This window comes from Capnocytophaga sp. oral taxon 336 str. F0502 (assembly GCF_000411575.1).
Lineage (GTDB): Bacteria > Bacteroidota > Bacteroidia > Flavobacteriales > Flavobacteriaceae > Capnocytophaga > Capnocytophaga ochracea.
Genome location: NZ_KE150492.1, coordinates 80,959 through 102,185 on the forward strand (window position 1 = coordinate 80,959; position 21,227 = coordinate 102,185).

At 40.5% G+C, this 21,227-nt stretch carries 18 protein-coding genes; 3 read left to right on the forward strand and 15 right to left on the reverse strand.

Annotated elements, in window-relative coordinates:
* The first annotated feature begins 163 nt into the window (after window positions 1-163).
* On the forward strand, window positions 164-523 hold the full coding sequence (locus tag HMPREF1528_RS10290) for a DUF6567 family protein (RefSeq protein ID WP_016479688.1): 360 nt from the start codon (window positions 164-166) through the stop codon (window positions 521-523).
* Window positions 524-705: 182 nt separating this feature from the next.
* Window positions 706-873: a hypothetical protein gene (locus HMPREF1528_RS12770; RefSeq protein WP_016479689.1), complete on the forward strand. Its 168-nt coding sequence runs from the start codon at window positions 706-708 to the stop codon at window positions 871-873.
* A 230-nt stretch (window positions 874-1,103) separates the two neighbouring features.
* Here the strand turns inward: HMPREF1528_RS12770 and glmS are convergent, their stop codons facing one another.
* The 9 genes from glmS to HMPREF1528_RS10335 form a co-directional block, all read right to left on the reverse strand.
* Entirely contained in the window at window positions 1,104-2,945 is a 1,842-nt protein-coding gene (glmS, locus tag HMPREF1528_RS10295; RefSeq protein WP_016479690.1) for a glutamine--fructose-6-phosphate transaminase (isomerizing), read from the reverse strand.
* A gap of 42 nt (window positions 2,946-2,987) precedes the next feature.
* Window positions 2,988-3,440 (reverse strand): pantetheine-phosphate adenylyltransferase, encoded by a 453-nt coding sequence (gene coaD, locus HMPREF1528_RS10300; RefSeq protein WP_002677379.1) that lies wholly within the window; start codon window positions 3,438-3,440, stop codon window positions 2,988-2,990.
* 17 nt (window positions 3,441-3,457) lie between these two features.
* Window positions 3,458-4,435 carry a D-alanine--D-alanine ligase gene (locus HMPREF1528_RS10305; RefSeq protein WP_034568054.1) on the reverse strand — a complete coding sequence of 326 codons (978 nt, stop codon included), beginning with the start codon at window positions 4,433-4,435 and terminating at the stop codon, window positions 3,458-3,460.
* A gap of 14 nt (window positions 4,436-4,449) precedes the next feature.
* Entirely contained in the window at window positions 4,450-5,754 is a 1,305-nt protein-coding gene (gene der, locus HMPREF1528_RS10310; protein ID WP_016479692.1) for a ribosome biogenesis GTPase Der, read from the reverse strand.
* A 59-nt stretch (window positions 5,755-5,813) separates the two neighbouring features.
* A complete protein-coding gene (locus tag HMPREF1528_RS10315; RefSeq protein WP_016479693.1) occupies window positions 5,814-6,737 on the reverse strand; it encodes a DUF4300 family protein in 924 nt (307 codons plus the stop codon).
* Window positions 6,738-6,741: 4 nt separating this feature from the next.
* Window positions 6,742-7,287, reverse strand: a complete 546-nt coding sequence (fic, locus tag HMPREF1528_RS10320; RefSeq protein WP_016479694.1) for a protein adenylyltransferase Fic — start codon at window positions 7,285-7,287, stop codon at window positions 6,742-6,744.
* A 2-nt stretch (window positions 7,288-7,289) separates the two neighbouring features.
* On the reverse strand, window positions 7,290-7,817 hold the full coding sequence (locus tag HMPREF1528_RS10325) for a GNAT family N-acetyltransferase (protein WP_016479695.1): 528 nt from the start codon (window positions 7,815-7,817) through the stop codon (window positions 7,290-7,292).
* 110 nt (window positions 7,818-7,927) lie between these two features.
* Window positions 7,928-10,396: a M1 family metallopeptidase gene (locus tag HMPREF1528_RS10330; RefSeq protein ID WP_016479696.1), complete on the reverse strand. Its 2,469-nt coding sequence runs from the start codon at window positions 10,394-10,396 to the stop codon at window positions 7,928-7,930.
* 99 nt (window positions 10,397-10,495) lie between these two features.
* Window positions 10,496-12,895 (reverse strand): TonB-dependent receptor domain-containing protein, encoded by a 2,400-nt coding sequence (locus HMPREF1528_RS10335; protein ID WP_016479697.1) that lies wholly within the window; start codon window positions 12,893-12,895, stop codon window positions 10,496-10,498.
* A gap of 710 nt (window positions 12,896-13,605) precedes the next feature.
* On the opposite strand from HMPREF1528_RS10335, the gene HMPREF1528_RS10340 reads away from it, so the two are divergent.
* Complete coding sequence (locus tag HMPREF1528_RS10340) at window positions 13,606-14,580, forward strand: lytic transglycosylase domain-containing protein (protein WP_016479698.1); 975 nt, start codon at window positions 13,606-13,608, stop codon at window positions 14,578-14,580.
* Between the two features lie 16 nt (window positions 14,581-14,596).
* Here the strand turns inward: HMPREF1528_RS10340 and murI are convergent, their stop codons facing one another.
* The 6 genes from murI to HMPREF1528_RS10370 form a co-directional block, all read right to left on the reverse strand.
* Window positions 14,597-15,406 (reverse strand): glutamate racemase, encoded by an 810-nt coding sequence (murI, locus tag HMPREF1528_RS10345; protein WP_002675385.1) that lies wholly within the window; start codon window positions 15,404-15,406, stop codon window positions 14,597-14,599.
* Window positions 15,407-15,508: 102 nt separating this feature from the next.
* Entirely contained in the window at window positions 15,509-16,042 is a 534-nt protein-coding gene (locus HMPREF1528_RS10350) for an OmpH family outer membrane protein (RefSeq protein ID WP_016479699.1), read from the reverse strand.
* Window positions 16,043-16,072: 30 nt separating this feature from the next.
* Window positions 16,073-17,167, reverse strand: a complete 1,095-nt coding sequence (locus HMPREF1528_RS10355) for an OmpH family outer membrane protein (protein WP_016479700.1) — start codon at window positions 17,165-17,167, stop codon at window positions 16,073-16,075.
* Window positions 17,168-17,236: 69 nt separating this feature from the next.
* Window positions 17,237-19,771, reverse strand: coding sequence for an outer membrane protein assembly factor BamA (gene bamA / locus HMPREF1528_RS10360; protein WP_016479701.1), 2,535 nt, complete (start codon window positions 19,769-19,771; stop codon window positions 17,237-17,239).
* A gap of 4 nt (window positions 19,772-19,775) precedes the next feature.
* The gene (locus tag HMPREF1528_RS10365; protein WP_016479702.1) at window positions 19,776-20,498 is read right to left on the reverse strand and encodes an isoprenyl transferase; all 723 of its coding nucleotides are present in this window, start codon (window positions 20,496-20,498) and stop codon (window positions 19,776-19,778) included.
* 15 nt (window positions 20,499-20,513) lie between these two features.
* The gene (locus tag HMPREF1528_RS10370; protein WP_034554165.1) at window positions 20,514-21,209 is read right to left on the reverse strand and encodes a DUF6089 family protein; all 696 of its coding nucleotides are present in this window, start codon (window positions 21,207-21,209) and stop codon (window positions 20,514-20,516) included.
* Window positions 21,210-21,227 lie beyond the last annotated feature (18 nt).

Here is a 21,227-nt window from a genome sequence, read left to right on the forward strand (position 1 = left end):
ACAAATGGTTTCTCGCCTCATAAGGGCGTGAACTGTTTTTGTTACATACCTGTTTCGGGCATACCAGAGCCTTTTTAAAGTGTGAACAAAACATTCACGCTTTTTTTATGCTCTAAAAGTTGCCCTTACTCATATCGTAACATCAAAATTAAATCAATAACAAATGAAAAAAATCGTATTATTCAGTGTTTTAGCACTACTGTTAGCAAGTTGTGGTGTAACAAGAGAGTTATCACACAATGTAAACAACCATACTACTCAAGTGGTACTGGCTAAAAATAACTTTAAAGTAATAGAACACGTTAAAGGAGAAGCTTCTAATCAATATTTTCTATTGATTATAGGAGGTGGAAAACGTGCTTTGGTGGAAAAAGCAAGAGCTAAAATGCTTCAAAAAGCCAATTTGGTAGGCTCTTCAAGAGCCGTTATCAATGAAACCGTTGAGTCACATTGGATTTTTATATGGGTAGGAATCCAATACACAGTAACTGTTTCAGCTGACGTAATCGAATTTACTGAATAGTAAAACACAAAAAAGAAGCTGTTCAAAAAGTTTTATTTTTATAGGGGCATTTACAAGCGCCCCTATAAATGTGATACCAATGAGATTGACTATCAATGATTCCAACTTTGAAAAAGCCATAGCACAACAGGGCGTGAGCTATACGGGGAACGGAAACTTTAGCAAGGTATAACGGCAGTAAGATGAACGAAGAGTGGCTCTACAGTGGCTCTACAGTGGCTCTACAGTGGCTCTACAGTGGCTCTACAGTGGCTCTACAGTGGCTCTACAGTGGCTCTACAGTGGCTCTACAGTGGGTCTACAGTGGGTCTACAGTGGGTCTACAACGAACAAAAGACGAACCTAAATAGGAAGTAAGTTAAAGCTAAGATAAAACTAAAAAGAAGGTAGTTAAGGGATTTCTATTTTGGTAAGGGGCGTAGCGCAAAAAGCGGTTAGAAACTTTGGCAAGGTATATAGTACAAAAGCAAATAAAAAAGAGAATTTTGTTATATCGAGCTCACTTCAAACAAAAAAAGAGTCAATTTGTAAGTATACAAATTGACTCTTTTTCTAATTGAGAAATTGGGAAATTACCAAATTATTCTACGGTTACTGATTTGGCTAAATTACGAGGTTGATCGACATTGCAACCGCGCTTAATAGCGATATAATAGGACAGCAACTGCAAAGGAACTGAGGCTAAAATAGGGGTAAGCGCCTCACTGATTTCGGGTATTTCAATCACGTGGTTTGCTAAGCCCGCCATTTGGGTATCGCCTTCGGTTACTACGGCTATAATTTTACCTTTGCGCGCCTTTATCTCTTGCGCATTGGAAACTACCTTATCATAATGTCCTTTAGACGGTGCGATGAATATCACCGGCATATTCTCATCGATAAGGGCGATAGGTCCGTGTTTCATCTCGGCAGCTGGATAGCCTTCGGCGTGAATATAGGATATTTCTTTGAGTTTTAAAGCCCCTTCCAAAGCGGTAGGGAAGTTAAAACCACGACCCAAATACAAGCAATTGGTAGCTGTTTTATAGCTTTCGGCTATCTCGGCTATCTTGTGATCGACTGTTTCGATAGTGGTTTCGAGCAACTGGGGCACACGTTCTAATTCCTTGCAAAGGCGGTGATAGGTTTCCGTACTGAGGGTACCCTTTTTATGTCCTAAATGCAAAGCGATAAGAGTAAGCACCGTGAGTTGGGTAGTAAAGGCTTTGGTAGAAGCTACCCCTATTTCAGGACCTGCGTGAGTGTAAGTACCTGAATGGGTGATACGCGCAATTGATGAACCTACGACATTGCAAATGCCATAGATAAAAGCTCCTTTTTCTTTCGCTAATTTGAGGGCTGCTAAGGTATCGGCAGTCTCGCCTGATTGTGAAATAGCAATGACGATATCCCCTTTATTGATAATAGGGTTGCGATAACGGAACTCTGAGGCGTACTCTACCTCCACAGGAATGCGAGCGTATTCTTCTAACAGATATTCACCTACCAAGCCTGCGTGCCACGAAGTGCCACACGCTACAATAACAATGCGTTTGGCATTGAGGAAGGTCTCTAAATGATTATCTATTCCTGATAGTTTGGTAGTATGGTTGGGCAAGAGGCGACCGCGCATCGTGTCTTGGATAGACTTAGGCTGCTCGTAGATTTCTTTGAGCATAAAATGGTCGTATCCGCCTTTTTCAATGGCTTCGAGGTTGAGTTTGAGTTGTTGTACAAACGGACTCACCTGCTCATTACTGCCTATTTTAATCACTTTCAACGGTTTGTTGAGGTGAATGGTAGCCATTTCGCCATCTTCTAAATACACAGCGTCTTGGGTATACTCTATAAAAGGAGAGGCATCGGAAGCGATGAAAAACTCACCATCACCTACCCCTATTACCAACGGACTACCCAAGCGGGCTACTACTATTTCCTCAGGTTTACTTTCCTCCATTACAGCAATGGCAAAAGCACCAACCACCTCGTTGAGCGCATAGCGCACCGCAGTCTCTAAATTGACGTTTTCTTTTTCTTTGAAGTATTCGATGAAGTTTACTAATACTTCGGTATCAGTATCAGAATGAAATACAAACCCCTCTTTGATAAGGTTTTGCTTGATACTTTCATAATTCTCAATAATACCGTTGTGTACAATAGCAATCTTGCCAGAGTTAGAACGGTGAGGGTGTGAATTAATATCGTTAGGCACTCCGTGAGTAGCCCAACGGGTATGCCCCATACCGCAGCCATAAGTAGGAACATTTTCTCCTGCCTTGGCTAGCAAATCGGATACTTTGCCTTTGGTTTTTTCTCCGTAAAAACTCTCAGCGTTTAAGATAAAACCTGCGCTGTCGTATCCACGGTATTCTAAGCGTTTTAACCCATCAATCACGATGGGAAAAGCGGCACGTTTGCCTAAATAACCTACAATTCCACACATATTTTTAAGTTTTATTATTATTTGAGTTATAGGACTTAATCTCTAAACTCTTACACTTTCGGGCACTAATACGGTATAATCACCGTGATTGCGAATAACATCGCGCACAATAGACGATGATATAAAAGAAGTTCGTGCTGCCGTAAGTAAAAAGACAGTTTCTATTTGAGATAATTTACGATTAGTGTGTGCAATAGCTTTCTCAAACTCAAAGTCGGCTGGGTTGCGCAAACCTCTGAGGATGAACTGAGCATCGATTTCTTTGCAGAAGTCTACCGTAAGTCCTTGGTAAGTAGTAACTTTTACTTTGGGTTCATCGGCAAAGGCTTTTTCGATAAACTCTTTGCGTTGTTCTACCGTAAACATATAGTTCTTGTCGCCATTAACACCTATGGCAACCACAATTTCATCGAATAGGTCTAAAGCGCGTTTGATAATATCGTAATGACCTAAGGTAATGGGGTCAAACGACCCTGGAAATAAAGCTCTTTTCAATGATTAACGATTAATGGTTAGTGATTCAATACTCGTTCTATTTCGCTTTCGAATAGTTCTTCAAGGCTGATGCCTGCTACTTTAGCTTGTTGAGGCAATAAACTAGCTTCTGAAAGCCCTGGAGTGGTATTCATTTCGAGCAAATAAGGTGTATCATCTACGATGATGAACTCACTTCGGCTGAAGCCTTCCATTTTTAACAATCGGTATACACGTTCTGCCAAAGCATTGATTTTAGCCGTCATTTCGGCAGAAAGACGCGCAGGGGTAATTTCTTGCGACTTGCCGTTATACTTGGCATCATAATCGAAGAAATCATTCTCGGATACAATCTCAGTCATTGGAAGAACTTTTATTTTCCCGCGATAGTTGATTACCCCGATAGAGATTTCAGTACCTTTCAAGAAACTTTCGATGAGGATTTCGTCGTCTACTTCAAATGCTTTGTCTATATACATAGGCAGTTGTTCCTCTTCATATACTTTATACACTCCAAAACTACTCCCTGATTTATTAGCCTTCACAAAGCAAGGCAAGCCTACTTTGGCTACAATATCAGCAGTGTTGTAGTCTTCACCTTTGTTGAGATAGTAAGAAGGGGCTGAAAGAATGCCAAAAGGTTTGAGTACTGATAGCATATCGCGTTTGTTGAACGTAAGAGCCGAAGCATACATACTGCATCCTGTGAGCGGTAAGCCAATCAAATTGAAATAGGCTTGTAAATAACCGTCTTCACCTGGGGTACCGTGAATGGCATTGAAAACAGCATCAAAAGTAATTTTACGTCCGTTTACTGTTACCGAGAAGTCGTTTTTATCAATAGGATGTTCGTTGTTTTGAGTATCTACATACACCCATTTATCACGGTCGATACGCACTGGGTAGGGTACATATTTATCTTGGTTGAGGTGTTTGGCTACTACTGCAGCACTCTTTAAAGAAACGGGAGCTTCATTAGAGTAACCTCCCATTATGATTGCTATATTCTTTTTCATTTTTTTCAATAGTATCATTTCTGTCTGAAATACACGTCAATAGGCACACCGTTAAAATCAAAGTTCTCACGGAGTTTGTTCTCGATAAAACGTCTATAAGGGTCTTTTACATACTGAGGCAAATTAGCAAAGAAAGCAAACTGTGGCATAGGTGTAGGCAACTGGGTACAAAATTTTATCTTGATGTATTTTCCTTTGATAGCGGGAGGGGGATAGTTCTCAATGATAGGCAACATCACCTCATTGAGTTTGCGAGTAGGGATACGCTTGGTGCGGTTGTTATACACTGCTACCGCAGTTTCTATGGCTTTGTAGATGCGTTGCTTATTCAATGCCGATACAAACAAGATGGGCACATCGGTGAAAGGTTCTATTTCTTTGCGGATAGCTGCTTCGTACTGTTTAGCAGTATTGTTTTCCTTCTCTACCAAATCCCATTTGTTTACTAATATCACTATGCCTTTGCGATTGCGTTGTGCCAACCAGAAGATATTAGCATCTTGGCTTTCAAAACCACGTGTAGCATCGAGCATCAAAATACACACATCGGAGTGTTCAATGGCGCGAATAGAACGCATTACCGAGTAAAACTCTAAGTCCTCTTTCACTTTGGCTTTACGACGGATACCTGCTGTATCAACTAAATTAAATTCAAATCCAAAGCGGTTATATTTAGTGTCAATCGCATCGCGTGTAGTGCCTGCAATATCAGTAACAATATAGCGGTCTTCACCTATAAGAGCATTGATAAATGATGATTTACCTGCATTAGGTCTCCCTACTACAGCAAAGCGAGGCAAGGGATTTTCTTCTTGTTTTTCTTTTTCGGGCAAGAGAGCGACCAAATCGTCGAGTAGCTCTCCTGTACCACTACCATTTACACTTGATAGGGCGTAGAGATGTTCAAAACCTAAGGCATAAAACTCGTGCATATCGTTGCGACGGTTGTTGCTATCTACTTTGTTTACCGCTACTAATATCGGTTTACGGCATTTACGCAACAACTCAGCCACTGATTCGTCCATACCAGTAAGCCCTTCTTCTACGTTTACCATAAAGATAATCGCATCGGCTTCGTCTATGGCTAAGGCAACTTGTTTGTTGATTTCTTTCTCGAAAGAATCGTCGCCTCCCGCTAAGTAACCACCTGTATCAATAACAGAAAAAGAGACCCCGTTCCAGTCGGTTTTACCATAATGGCGATCGCGTGTTACGCCACTTACAGCGTCCACGATAGCCTCACGGCGTTTTATCAAACGGTTAAAAAAAGTGGATTTACCTACATTCGGTCGTCCCACAATGGCTACTATAGCACTCATAATACACCTACTTATTTTTTGCAAAGATAAAAATTAATTGACAAATGGCAATTATCTTCTTACAATCGCTGTTCTTTTTTATATGGATTGGGGCGATAGCCGTCCATTAAAGCATCGTTTTCCATTATAAACGGAATGGCATTGGGTTGCTCCCATTCTACATCATATCGGTTCATTAAGTAATCACTGAGCTGGGTGCGATTCTCTAATTTTATTGCCTGATAGGGTTCTTGAAAAGCGAGTTTTTCTATAAAGAGTAGCTTGCCGTCAAAAGGTACTAGTACCCCTACGTGTCCTACAAAAAGAGTGTTCTCCTCTGGGGTGATTTGGGAATGGAAGACTGCTGAGATAAGCGATGCCTTAGTCGGGTCGTTTTTATAACGGAAATTGATACCGCGCTCTTTCCACGCTTGTTGCATCACCTGCAAATGGGTATTTATATCTTTGGTATTAGTAGTGGGCACCTCAGTAAAGAGGGTAAAAAAGTTATTTTCTTCCTCAGGGATAAAGAACTTCTTAGGGGTATTGTGCAAGGACTCACGGTCTATAAAAAGCACCTCATCTTCCTCTTTGCTAGCAAACTTTTTATCCGTAGGGAAAGAAATTAAATCACGCAAGAGGGTGAAAGAGGTAAGACGACAATTATAGCCTTGAAACATAGGGTATTTAGCCGTCCAAATGTTTTGTATAGCAACCTCATCATACTTAGGTAGCAAGCTGTCAATAGTAACAAATCCTTTGGGTACTAAGCCTGCTTTATCGCCTACGGTTTGGTTGAAAAGGGCTACACTCTCCAAAAAAGAGGCTACATTTTGTGAAGAGACCCCCGCTGCTGTAAGGGCTTTTTGCACTTCATCTTGGGTAGCGGCATCTACTAAATTAGAATAAGTGAGAGTAACTGCTGTTTTTTCAGTTGTTGCTTTCTTCTGCTGGCAAGAAATTGCTACCAAAGAAAGAATAGTTATCAATAGAAGTCTTTTCATTGTTTTAGTCATTACTTTCATAATAATATGATTGCTCTATACCTTTAAAAATTACTTCACGGTCGTTTACTTTATCAGTAAGGGCAGGTTGCAACAAAAAGCGCAATTCCAAATCGTTGATAGGGCTACGCTCCATTGCTTGGAGGTAAGGAGCTTTATCTATTAGTTGCCAATTCACTACTTTGCCTAAGCGTTTTTTGAGTATCAAGTCGAGCCATATACGAGTAGCACGTCCATTGCCTTCCATAAAAGGGTGGGCTATATTCATCTCTACATATTTGGCTACAATTTCTTCAAAAGTATTTTCAGGCATTTGGTCTATTACGGGTAGGATAGCGTGCAAAAACATCGCATTGGCAAACTTAAAACCACCCTTGCTGATGTTTAGCCGACGTATCTCACCTGCAAAATCGTAAAGCCCCTCAAAAAGATAGCGATGTATCTCGCATAATCCTTTAGTGGTACCTACTTCTATCTGCTCTATAGTCCCACTCTCAAAAAGACGATAGGCATTTTGTAAACTTTGCGCGTCGATTTCTTGAGTATTCATCTTCAATTTTCTCTGTTTAATGTATATATCAAACTTGTATGTCTTTCTCCTATAAGTGGAAACAAGAAATCTTCAAGGGTATAATGATAACGGAAGCCACATTTTTCAAGTACTCGCTGTGAGGCAATATTTTCCTCGTATGCGCCTGCCCATAGCTGGGTAAGGTGCAACTCTTCAAAAGCATATTGCAGTACTCTTAGGGTAGCTTCAGTAACATAGCCCTTACCCCAAAAGTCTTCTCCAAGCCAATAGCCTATTTCAGCTTCATTTTCGCTTACAGGAAGATTGCTCTCTCCTTGTAAAAGCAAGCCTATACTTCCTATGGGAATGTTGTTTGCTAAACAAATAGCAAAACTATGAGACTTGCTAAGGACAACCTCAATAATCTCTCGGCTCTCCTCCACACTTTTGTGAGGGTTCCAACCGCACCTCTTGCCTATAATAGGATTGTGCGCTTGTGCGTATAAGGCTTCGGCATCGGTAATTTCCCAAGGACGAAGCAAAAGACGCATTGTGTGAAGTGCTTCCATAAACTTAAATATTTTATAAATAGACTTTGCCAAAGGTGCGAGCCGCACGGGCAAATAACTTGGCAAAGTTTATCATTAACCATTAACCACTAATCATTAACCACTAACCACTACTTAAACATTTCTTTAATCTCTTCCAACATCTTAATCTGTTTCTTTACCGATTCAGTTTGGTTTAAGCCGCGTTTGATAGTAATACCTTCGTCCAATACGTTTTTGAGCATCTCTTTAGCAGCAGGGTTCTCCATATCTTTAGCGATTTCTTTGAGTGATTCAGCTAATAGCTCCACGTGTGAAGTATTGTCTAAGTGCATTGCCCACTCATAGCCTTTTTTGAAGTTGACAGCTGTTTCAGGATTGTCTTTTTCAAAGAAAGGATAGTATATAAAATAAGGAAGTATCGCAGGGAGATACTGCTCCATTTGGTTGTCTACAATTACTCCTGATAATCCCGCTAATTGGTCGGTATCAAAGTCTTTAACACTTCCTTTTTCAAGTATACTCTTAGCGCGTGCGGGCTCAGTGCGAGCTATCCCGTTGATAGCAGCATTCTTGATAGCCCCCGAAGGAGTTCCAAGGTATTTTTCAAATAAAGAAACGTATTTGTTTTTGTCTTTTGAGGTAGCTAATACCCATATCGCTGCCGATTTAGCTAAGTTCTCAGGGTCAGAAGACGCAATCTTTTCTACCATTGCCATTTCTTTGGCATTCAGTTCATAACTAGCGAGTTTTTGCAATGCTTGTATGCGTACTTGGAAAAAGGGGTCTTTAAGAGCAGCGAGCAAAATATCTTTGCCGTCAGGAGCCATTGGGGCACTTACCGCTTGCATTCTGCTCTTGAGCGATTTAGCGCGTTGCATTTGGTACAAATACTCTGCCCACGTTTTATGGTATTGCTCATCTATCAGCACCACACCTTCGGGGTTGATATCTATCAACTCTGGGGCTTTCTTCATTGCGAAAGTAAAAGTATTTTCTTTACGAGCATCTACCCAAACACTATGACGCTCTGCCTTGCCATTTCTGTAAATATCTATATCCAACGGAAACTGAAACAAGAGGTCTTCGCTTTGTGTTTGAATGATTTTTAAGGTCAATTTACCATTGCTAAACGTCTTTTCTACATTCACAGTAGGATTACCATTGCCAAAGTACCATTGGTTGAAGAACCAGTTCAAGTCTTTACCGCTCACTTTTTCTAACGAAAGACGTAATTGGTGAGCTTCCCCCGTGCCGTATTCATTCGTTTTGAGGTAATCGGTAAGCCCTGCAAAGAAAGCCTCATCACCAAGATAATTGCGCAACATATGCAAGATAGCCCCGCCTTTGTTGTAAGATACCAAATCGAACATATCCTCACGTGAATCATAGCCAAAGCGCACCAAATCTTTTGCAAAATCATTGGCGCGGTGTTGGTATTGAAGGGTGTTATTGCTAAGGTGGTATTCTGCGGCATCTTTGCCGTATTTGTGTAGCAACCACAAGTATTCGCTGTAGTTGGCAAACGACTCGTTTACGGTGAGATTCGACCAGCTTTCGGTAGTTACCAAATCGCCAAACCAGTGGTGTGCCAATTCGTGTGCGATAATAGGCTCCCAATAGTTTTGGTCAGCCAAAGCTTCTGCGCTCTGATAAGCACTCTCGGCGTGGCTTACAGCCGTAGTGTTTTCCATTGCTCCACTCACAAAGTCGCGCACTACCATTTGGGCGTATTTAGCCCACGGATAGTCATAGCCAAAACGCTCAGAGAAGAACGTAATCATCTCGGAAGTATTTCCAAATATCTGTTTTGCAACAGGCTCGTATTCCTTTTCTACATAGTATTCAATAGGCACCTTACCGCGCCAAGGCGTATCTTTTACTACGGCAAACTCTCCTGCCCCCATAAAGAAAAGATAAGGTGCGTGAGGCTTGTCCATCACCCAATAGTCGGTGCGCATATTGCCTTTCTTATCACTGCTTTTTAGCACCCCGTTAGAGAGGGTAACAAAGCTATCGGGCACTGTCATTTCTATTTCTTGAGTAGTCTTTTGGTTGGGCTTGTCGATGGTAGGAAACCAGCACGAAGAGCCTTCCGTTTCACCCTGCGTCCATACTTGGCGCATAGGCTTGTCGGCTTCTCCGTTAGGGTTGATAAAGTAAAGCCCTTTGGCATCGGTAATCGCACGACTGCCCTTATCGGTTACCTTTTCAGGCTGTGCCGTATAGCGAATGTACACGGTATAGGTCTCTCCTTTTTGGTAAGTTTTGTTGAGTTTTATTCTCAACATATCGTTCTTATAGCTATAAGAAAGAGGCTGTTGCTTGCCGTTCTGTTCCAAAGCCACCTTGTGGATAAGCATAGCCTTTGCATCGAGGATAAGGCTATCGGTAGCATAGAAATAAGGAGAAGCAGTAAGCCATTCTTCGCCATTGAGTGTTTGGTTAGTGAAGTTAAAATCTACCTTCAATTTCGTGTGCTTTAAGGCAGTTTTCTTCTCAGGAGTAGCACGATAGAGGCTTCGCCCCGAAGTATCCGTCTGTGCAAAAGTGTAGCCCGAAAGTAACAGGGCAATAATAGTAAAAAGTGTTTTTTTCATTAGCTTATTTTATTGCCTTGAAAAATATATTTCCAAGGGATAATTTCAAATGCAAAGATATAGCTTTTTGCCATTATAGCGAAATAAAACACCAAAAAATCACAAACGTTGTACTTCTTCCAGTTCATTTACGTGTGCCTCTTTAGCTTTTCCAAATTGGTAAGTGAAGTTCAGTTTAAGCTGTCGGCTTTCGCTATTGCCGTAAGCATAAAGGTCTAAGTTAGGCAAATGGCTCTCGCTGTCCCAACGTTGGGTGTGGAAAATATCGGTAAAACTAAAGGTAGCCGTAAGACGATTATTTAAGAAAAGGCGTTGCAAACCGAGGTCTATACCTCCTGACGATTTAGCTATCTCGTTGATGCCTGCTAATCTGCGTGAATTGTAAACCGCCGTGAGTTCGCCTTTCAGTTGCCAAGGCAAGCGAAAGTAATTTTGCATCGTTAGGCTGTACTGCCAACGATTGAGATGTAACTCAGTGCCTTCCAACACAGTGCCTTTGTTCTCCATATAACTGAGGTTAGGGGTAATAGTCGTCTGATAGCCTTTGCCCCAGTTGAGTTCTTGATAAAGCGAAAAAAGTAAATGGTGCTGGCTACCTATGTTCTGAGGGATAGAAATAATCTTATTATGCTGAAAAGGTTCACTGATACTGCTAAAAAAATCAGTAGAATAGCTGTAAGCCATTGTAAAAGATGTCTTTTTATACGAAGCCGAAAAAGTGAGTTTTTGTATCTTCTCAGGGGCTAAAAACGGATTCCCTTTCCAATACGATAATTCGTCTAATAGGTATTCAAACGGATTGAGATTCTGGTATTCAGGTCGGTTGATACGCGTGCTATAACCTGCAAATAGTTGTAGGTCATCGTTGCATTGGTATTGCAAACTCAGGGTAGGAAAGAAATTGGTATAGTGCTTTTTGTGTTCTTGTTGGCTATTTGCACTGCCCACAACGGGCAATAGTACTCCCTTAGAAAAAGTGGTCTCGTTACGCACACCCACCTCAGCATTCAAGCGTTCGGTAATAGGGTAGTGATACTGGGCATATACGGCAAAAATACGTTCTTTGAAGTCGAAAGCATTGGAGCGGTTTACATCTATGATATTGTGGATAGGCAAGTGCTTGAAGAAATGAAAACTATTATCCGAAAATACTTGTGAATATTTAGCACCTGCTGTAAGACTTCCTCCCCATAACGGTAGCTCCGAACGAAAAGAAGTAGCAAAGATATGTATCTTACGGTCGTTTTCGGAGAGGTACATCTCGTGAGAAAGTATAGTACCCTCAGGCGAACGGTAAGTGTTGGGTTGCCAATTGCCCGAGCCCCCATCAAAGAAAGCGTAATCTATGTCCAACTGATAGCGTTCGTTATCCGAAGGAGTAAACGTGTAGTAAGCATTGGCACTGTATCGATTGGCTTTTTGCATAAAGTAATCGTTATAGCCCGATAGCGTCTTTTCCAATACATTAGCAGCATTGAAAAAGCGGGTAGTCGTGCTGGTAGTTCCTTTGCCAAATAACGTGTTGGCAGAAAGTTGCACCCCTAAGGTATGTTGTTCATCGGGCAAATAGTCATAACCAATATGCCCTGCAATCGTTTTGCGCTTTTCGGTATCATCGGTAGGACTTTCATAGCGCAAGCCATTTTGTAGGCGCTCACTGCCGTAATCCATTGCGTAATGCCCCAACTGATGATTATAACCCAAACGCAAAATACCCTTCTTCACGCTGTGTTGCAATTGGAGTTCTGTGTTCTGTCGCAGATTCCACCAATACGACACCCCGTTATTTAAAGAGAAGAACGTGCCTTCCACCGTCTTTTTGTCTAATACTATATTCACCGCTCCTGCTCCTCCCTGTGCCTCATATTCGGCTGGCGGATTAAGTAATAATTCCGTTTTCTTAATTTGAGCCATTGGAATAGATTTCAGGTAGTTCGCCAAATCGTCGGGTTGCATATAAGTAGGCTTCCCATTAATGAGCACCAACACATTGCTTTTCCCGCCAATACTCAAGTGATTTTGGCTGTCTACCACCACATTGGGCGTACTTTTCAGTGCATCAAGTGCCGTACCCGAAGAGTGCGTTAGGCTGTTTTTAGGTGAAAACACTATCTTGCCTTGCTCCATATACACAGCTGCTTTCTTCTGAGGAGCTGTAAGTACTACTTCTTCCAAATCTACCGCAGTGCTCAGGGCAATAGCAAGCATATCAATATTCTTGTCTAACAGAAAAGGCTCTCCCGTATACGACAAATAATCACCCATACTTTCAATATAAATGCGCAACTTACGAGGAGGAGAAGTAAAGCTAAAGAGTCCGTTAGCTCCCGTAAGAGGTTCGCTTACAATAAGGTTCGTATCAGCATCTAATACTTTAATAGCTACTTTGGGAATTCCCTCAAGCGAAGCGTTATGGACGAAGCCTTTTACAGTGTATTGTGCTTGAGCAGAAAGGGTAAGCTCACAAAAAAGAGCAAGAAAGAAAATAAAACTTTTCATTAAAATATTGTTTATGGTGAATAATGGTGCAAATGTAAAATAAAAAACACACTCCGCAAAAAGAATTAACTTATTTTATTGTTTTACTTTAACAAAGTTTCACATTCGTCCTTTGTCCCTCATCATTCGTCATTTCTCCTCTTTTCCTTCGCTACATTCTCCCTTTTTCCGTCGCTACATTCCCCCTCCCCGAGGGGGCTAGGGGGAGGTTATCCCCTAGTGCCTATGGCCTAAGGCCTAGTGCCTCTTCCTCTTTCTTTCGCCTCGAAACCCCATTTTTACCGTTTTTAGCCTTGTTGTATTATATTATGAACCAACTATTTACATACCCTTTCTATACCAATCGTCCAAGATTCGTATAAGCTTCCTATAAGCTCTCTATAAGCTAACCCCACCCATCTTACACCCTTTTTTCACCAAAAACCCTCTTAACCTTCTTCCGAATCTCTCCGATATCTTCCGAAAGTTCAGAACCTCTTTAAGATTCTCCAAAAACTCCGACGAATCTCTCTCCCCATTTCACAAGGCGCAACCTTGATTTTGTTTAAAATTTGTTTAATTTCTGAGGCACAGCCTCATTCCTCTAACTCAAGCTCACGCCTCATTTCCTCATTTGCTAATTTTCTAATTCTCTAATTTTCTCATTTCTAACACTATTTGGTATTAAAGAATTATTTACTATCTTTGCCCCAATCTATACAAAAGAAAAAATGATGAAAAGAACGATACAATATTTGCTCACAGGTGGAGGAGTAGTTTTGCTCTCTGGTTTTTTGGTCAATGCAATGTCAGTTAAAAAAGAAGAAAACAATATCTACGAACAAGCAGAAGCCGAAGTAGCCCAGAACCCTCTTTCAGCTCAAGAAACTCATCATAAAAGCGATTTCTCTAATGATTACAGAGTTTTTGCCATCGATTTACCCGAAAAATTAGACTTTGCTGGCGAAAGAGTACCTTTGGAAGACCCCGATGTACACGAGCGCTTAGACCGAGAGCTTATCGTAAATACCTATTGGCAATCCAATACTTTGTTGGTGCTCAAGCGTGCTAATAAGTACTTCCCTATCATCGAACCTATTCTCAAACGCAATAATATCCCCGATGATTTCAAATATCTAGCCATCATAGAAAGCGGACTCACCAATGCGGTATCACCCTCCGGTGCAAGTGGCTTTTGGCAACTTATGAAACCCGCCGCTCAAGAATACGGCTTAGAAGTAACCGACCAAGTAGATGAGCGTTATCACATAGAAAAAGCTACCCAAGCTGCCTGCGATTATTTAAACAAAGCCAAGCGCAGTACAGGTTCGTGGACGATGGCTGCCGCTGCTTATAATGCCGGTATCTCAGGAATGAATAAGCAAACTTCTTTTCAAGAAACTAATAATTATTATGATTTATGGCTAAGCCCCGAAACTTCACGCTATGTATTTCGTATTTTAGCCCTAAAAGAGATAATGAAGCACCCTAAGAAGTACGGCTTCATCTTCGAGAAGAAACATTTGTATAACGAACTGCCCACTTACAATGTAATGGTAGATTCTACCATTGAAAATCTCACCCAATTCGCCAAGAGCCAGAACATTACTTATAAAGACCTAAAACTATATAATCCTTGGCTACGCGATAAAAGGCTAGATAATATAGATGGTAAAGCGTATTATATCAGGATTCCCAAGAAATAGTTTTTAAGAATAAATATTAGAAAGTAGAAATTTTCAAGTGTTCGACATTCTTGGGTGCAAACTGTTGCAATACTTCTACCTTGCCATTAGCAAGCCAAAGGTGTTGTGCCTCTGCAGTAGCATCATCGTTCAGTAAATGATGTTGAGAAAGTATATTGCGCGTTTGTTTAGCTACCGCATACCCCGAATCTATTACCTTTATGTGTGGAGGAATGAGCTCTTGTATTTGTGGTAACAAATAAGGGTAATGAGTGCAACCTAACACCAAATAATCAATCCCTTCGGCAACCATAGGTAAGAGGTATTTGCGTAATAATAGCGTCATTTCAGGGCTCTTTATACGTCCCGCTTCTATAAGATCTACTAGCCCCTCCCCTACTTGCTCTATAATTTCCACTTGCTCTTCCTGTTTAAGGTGCTCACTGGTTTTAGCAAAAAGGTCGCTGGCAAGTGTACTGCGGGTTGCTAATACCCCTATTTTCTTAGTAACACTCTGCAAACTCGCAGGTTTTATAGCAGGTTCTATTCCTATAAAAGGTACTTCTTTATATTTATTCCTCAAATACGATATAGCATTGGTAGTACCCGTATTGCACGCTACTACTATAATTTTTGCATTATTTTCTAACAGAAAACGCGTATTGGCATCGCATAATGCAATGATTTCCTCCTTAGTCTTCTCACCATAAGGAGCATTTTTATTATCTGCTATAAACAGGGTATTCTCATTAGGCATTAGTGCGTTTACTTCTTTCCAGATAGTAGTCCCCCCTACTCCAGAGTCAAACAAACCAATAGGTGCTGTGCGCGATGTTGAGTGAGTCATTTTAAAATAAGGTTCTTTTCAGTTGCAAAAATAAAAAAAAGTGTTCACTTAGCGAACACTTTTCATAAGAAAAAATATCTAATAATTTTAAAAACCTACGAACTAAAATCCTAAGTCCTTTTTAACTGTACTGTAAAGGTCATCTCCTGTAGCTACAATCACGCTTGAGCCTGCACTTGAATCCAATACGTACTGAAGTCCTCTTTGCTTAGCAATTTTCTCAATAGAGCTTTTTACCTTTTTAAGCAATGGCTCTACCAATTCTTGTTGCTTTTTCTGTAAATTCTCAGCAGCAGTTTGTTGTGTTTTACGGATATTTTCTTCCATAGTTTTAATTTCCTCTGATTTTTTGAGGAATTCTGCTTCACGAGCTTTAAGTTGTGCCTCTGTAAGAGCAGCAGCTTCATTCTGATACTTTTGAGCCTTAGCTTGCAATTCTTTAATAGCTGCTTGAATATCGTTCATATATCCTTGCTCCATTTTCTTTAATTGTGACTCTATTGATTTTCTTTCAGGCATTTCTTCTAAAAGTTTTTGCACATCAATATGAGCGATTTTCACTTGTGCAGTAAGCATTGTAGTAGCTCCTAAGAATAGAGCCAATGCAATCATCAACGTTCTAATGTTTCTCATCATCTGTTTGTAATATTAGTTATTTAAAAATTTTTACTGATTTGTTGTAGGCGTTTGTGTTCTTGCCTCTTGTTGTTTTTTAAGGCGCTCGGCTTGTTCTTTTTCACGTTGCACCCTTTGCTCTTCAAGTTTCTTTTGGCGTTCAGCTATTTCCTTCTCACGCTGTTCTTTCTGTTCTTGTAACTTCTGTTGGCGTTCGGCTTGCTCTTTGTCGCGTTGTGCCTTTATAGAATCGCGCTGTTGTTGGAACTTCTGCTGACGCTCATCTTGCTCTTTCTCGCGTTGTGCTTTAAGAGCATCGCGCTCTTGTTGGAATTTCTGTACACGTTCAGCTTGTTCTTTCTCACGTTGCGCTTTAAGGGCGTCTCGTTCTTGTTGGAATTTCTGCTGGCGCTCAGCTTGCTCTTTCTCGCGTTTCGCTTTGAGCTGTTCGCGCTGTTGTTTCATTTCTTCAGTTTTGCGCAAACGTTCTTGTTCGTATTGTACTCGGCGTTGCTCACGTGCTTTTTCAGCTTCTTTACGTTTCTTAACGCGTTCTTCTACAAACTCAAAATCATAGCTTTCTTTTAAGAGCTGAGCCATATCTTTGTTCCTATCTTCGGCATTGTCTTTCTTCTTCAAGGCACGAAGCACTACTTTACTCAAGTTATGTTGCTCATTAGAGAATAACATAGTGGCATCACTCTTCTCAAAGATAAAGTCGTATTTACGCATCTTGCCTATCTCTTGCACTATATTAAACACTTGGTCTTGGATAGGCTTAGCTAGCATAAACTTTTGGGTGATATACTCTCCTTCCTTAGCATCAAACTTCTGCTGTTTATAGGCATTCAGGTTGTATTCTAACAGAGCTATTTCTTCTTCTTTATCTTTGATAAGCTCGGGAGTAAGTAAAGCTTTCTCAGCTTCTAACTTATCTTTTTCAGCCTTTATCTTTTCTTGGCGTTTGGCTATTTCAGCCTCCCATTGCTCTACTTGTAAGGCAAACTGCTGGCTTGCTACTTTATAATCTTCGAGGTGTGATAGTATGTAATTCATATCCACATAGCCAATACGAGATGGCTTTTGTGCATAGGTAAAACAGGCACTACACAATAGTACTATAAATAACGCTTGTAGTTTGTTCATAACATTTATCAAATGTATATACTACTTTTTAGCCTTTTCTTTTCGTAAAAGAAAATATCGTGCCAAAAATTAGAATTGTTGTCCAAAAATAAAGTGTGTTTGCCAGCCACTGCGGTTATTGCTATTGGCAGGGTTATCGAAACCATACCCAAAGTCAATACCCAGCATACCGAACTGTGGCATAAAGAGTCGCAATCCTAAACCTGCTGAACGCTTAATCTGGAAAGGATTAAAGTTCTCTAATCCATTGTGTACATTACCTCCTTCGGCAAATACTAAGCCATAGATAGAAGCCATTGGTTTAAGAGTAATAGGATAACGCAATTCCAGAGAGAACTTGTTAAACACAGTCTCGCCATCATCGGCGGAAAGGGCATAGTTTTCATACCCGCGCATTTGTATGTTTTCACGTCCGTCCATCGAGTAATAGCCTAAGCCATCGCCTCCCATAAAGAAACGTTCAAAAGGTACTATACCGCGTTTGCTGTTATAAGCTCCCAAATAACCAAAATCAGCACCAAACTTTAATACAAATTTACTGTAAATATTGGTATACCAAGCTGAGGTAAACTTGAGCTTATAAAACTCTAACCAGTGGAAACGCTCTTGGTCTATTTGTGCTATTCTTTCAGAATCTTTATTGGTAGATGCTGTTTCACGTTCTTCAAGTAGTTTGCCATAATCTACCTTATTGAACAATGAGTAAGGAGGGGTAAGCTTCGCACTAATGGTAAAGCTACTTCCTGACATTGGATAGATAGGGTTAGGCCCACTTGAATTACGCGATAGCGAAATAGTATAAGCTAATGAATTAGAGTTACCGTTTTTAAAAGTAAAGAGTCCTAAATTAGGATAATTCTTCAAATCATAATGCTGATAGCTTAAAGTATGAGCGATTTGGAAATAATCATCGGGGACTCTTAAACGTTTGGCTAAACCTACGCTTATTCCCGTGATATACACACGCTTACTCTTATCTACATCATAGCTCCTGTAACTATACCCGAACTGTTCGGTTCTACTGAATGACACTGAGAACTGCACAGGCTGTTTACCTCCCATCCAAGGCTCGGTGAATGAAAACCCATAAGTACGGTAGTACCTACTTATTTGGAAACTGAGTGATAGTGCTTGACCGTCGCCCATAGGCACTGGGCGATAGGCTTTGGGGTTGAACAAGTTGCGAATAGAAAAGTTATTGAATGAAAGGGCAAGTGTACCTATGAATGAGCCTCCACCGTACCCTCCTTGCAACTGCACTTGGCTTGAACCTGTTTCGGTGAGTTTATATTCTATATCTACGGTTCCTGCATTAGGGTCAGCATTTTTAAACTCTGGATTGATGTTTTGAGCATCGAATAGTTGCAACTGTCCTAACTCACGAACAGTACGCACTACGGCATCTTTGCTATATAGATAACCAGGACGTGTGCGCAACTCGCGATAAATTACATAGTCGTTAGTCTTTTCGTTACCTGTTACTGATATTTTATTAAAATAAGCAGGCTTCCCTTCTACCACGCGTATTTCGAAATTGATAGTATCATTTACTACTGAGGTTTCTACAGGGTGTATTTGCGAGAAGAGATAACCACTATTTTGATATAAATTGGTTATATCTTCGGCATCGGGTTTGGTATTGTCTTGAATGCGTTTTTTGAGCAATACTCCGTTATATACATCGCCTTTTTTGATACCCAATACTTGATTGAGCACACGGTCGTTATAGACTGAGTTTCCTAAGAAGCGGATATCACCGAAATAATAACGCTTCCCTTCTTCTACTGCTATTTTAAGACTTACGTTACCGTCCTTATTTTTAATAAGCGTATCGTTTACCACACGAGCATCGCGATAGCCTTTTTCTTTATAGAAATCTACGAGGTTTGTTAAATCTTCGTCGTAGTCTTTCTTAACATATTTGGAGCGTTTCCAGAAACGACCGAAACGCACTTGTTTTGTCTTTTTGAGCTTCTTGCGCAACTTGGCTGAGGTAAATTGCTGATTGCCTTCAAAAGTAATTTTATCGATTTTTACCTTATTACCTCTATCGATGTGAATGAGCATATCTACACCATTGGCATCGGTAGTATCTATTTTGGTATCGATGGTTACTTTGGTATTGAGATAACCATCTTTTCGATATTTATTAGTGATATAGTTTTTAGTATTAGCAATAAGGCTTTCGTTTACCTTTACTCCTTTTTTAATTTCGGCATCTTTAAGGAGGGTTTCTGCTTTTTTCTGTCCGATACCTGTTACTTTTACATCGACTAATGAAGGTGTTTCTTTGATAGCTAACTCTAAGAATACGGTATCACCTTCTACGCGCTTGATATAAATATTAATATCGCTAAACAACTTATAGCCCCATAGCTTATGAATGATGGAGCTGAATTTTTCACTGGGGATTTCGATTACATCACCTACTTTCAAACCCGAAGTAGTGAGGATAGTTTGTTCGTTATAACGTTTTGCGCCAGTAACTTCAATGCCACCAATTGTATATTTTCTTCCTTTTCCTAATGATATTCTATCTTCTTCTTGTGCACTTACAAGGCTTACAAAAGCCAAGAAAGCAAGCAATAAAAATTTTTTCAGCATAGTTTTACGTAAGTTGTTCGCTTGTTTTTCCAAATCGTCTTTCTCTATTTTGATAGTTTGATAAGGCTTCTTCTAAGTGTTTTTTTGTGAAATCAGGCCATAATACTTCAGTAAAATAGAGTTCGGCATAGGCTATTTGCCATAATAAAAAATTGCTGATGCGCTCCTCACCGCTGGTGCGGATAAGTAAGTCTACATCGGGTAAGTCGTAGGTGTATAGGTGTTTTTGTAGTGTTGTTTCGGTAATTGTATTAGCAATAAGTGTGCCTTCTTTTACTTTTGCTGCAATTTCTTTTATAGCAGTTAGGATTTCTTCACGTGCTCCATAGTTGAGGGCTAAGGTAAGGGTAAGCCCTGTATTGTTTTTGAGTTTATCGATAGAAGCAAGTAGGGCTTCGCGTGGTTTAGGAGGGAAACGGTCTAAATTGCCAATGGTTTTGAGTCTTACATTATTCTTGTGCAAATTATCAACTTCCTTTTTTAGGAACTTTACCAATAGCTCCATTAGGGCTTTTACTTCTAAGGCGGGTCGTTTCCAATTTTCGGTAGAAAAGGCAAAAAGGGTGAGGTATGGAATACCGTGTTCCACACAATATTCCACTACTTGTCGCACAGTTTGCACTCCTTTTTCGTGACCATAGGCTCTGAGCAAACCTTGTTTTTTTGCCCAGCGCCCATTACCGTCCATTATAATAGCCAGATGCTTTGGATAGTTCGTAATCTCCATTGGTTTTAAGTGAAATTATCTACAATAGCAAGGCCATTCGCCGAAGGTGTAGGTAAGGGTAAGACCTGAGAAGGCATACCAGTCGTAACTTCTTCCTATGTTACCGAATGTAAAGGATTTTCTTTCGGGCGCACTACCATCGACGTTGTTAGTAAGGGCAAAACGGAAAGCTACTTCACCTCCTAAAACAAGCCTTCGAGTGATTTTAGCTTTAAAACCGAAAGCTACGGGCACAGCCACATCGAAGTCGCGACGTGTAGTATCGGTAGCTTCAACGGGTTTGGGAGAGGAGGGGTCGAAGTACAAATCGTCGTGCCAAAGCCCAGCTATACCTACGAACACATAGGGGGTCATAGGCATATCGAGCAAATTGCCGATTCTGTAGCTAAAGAAATTGAACTCGGTGCCTACTGCCAAATCGGTAATATCACTTGAATAAGCGAACCCTCGATTGCGTTTACCAGGGATATCGGACTGGACGTCGTTAGCTCTAAGTTCGGACTTAGTAACCTGCACACGAACTGCCATACGTTCGTGGAAATTCCATTTATATATCCCACCAAAAGCGATTTTGTTAGGATATAAATAATAGGTTCTACCAACATCTGAAATGGGGTTGCTTCCACCTAAGAAAACACCGATTTCGTGTTGCTGTGCCGATGCCATATGCATCGCCAATAGTATCAATGTAATGTGTATAAATCTGTACATACGCTATTCTATGCAAGG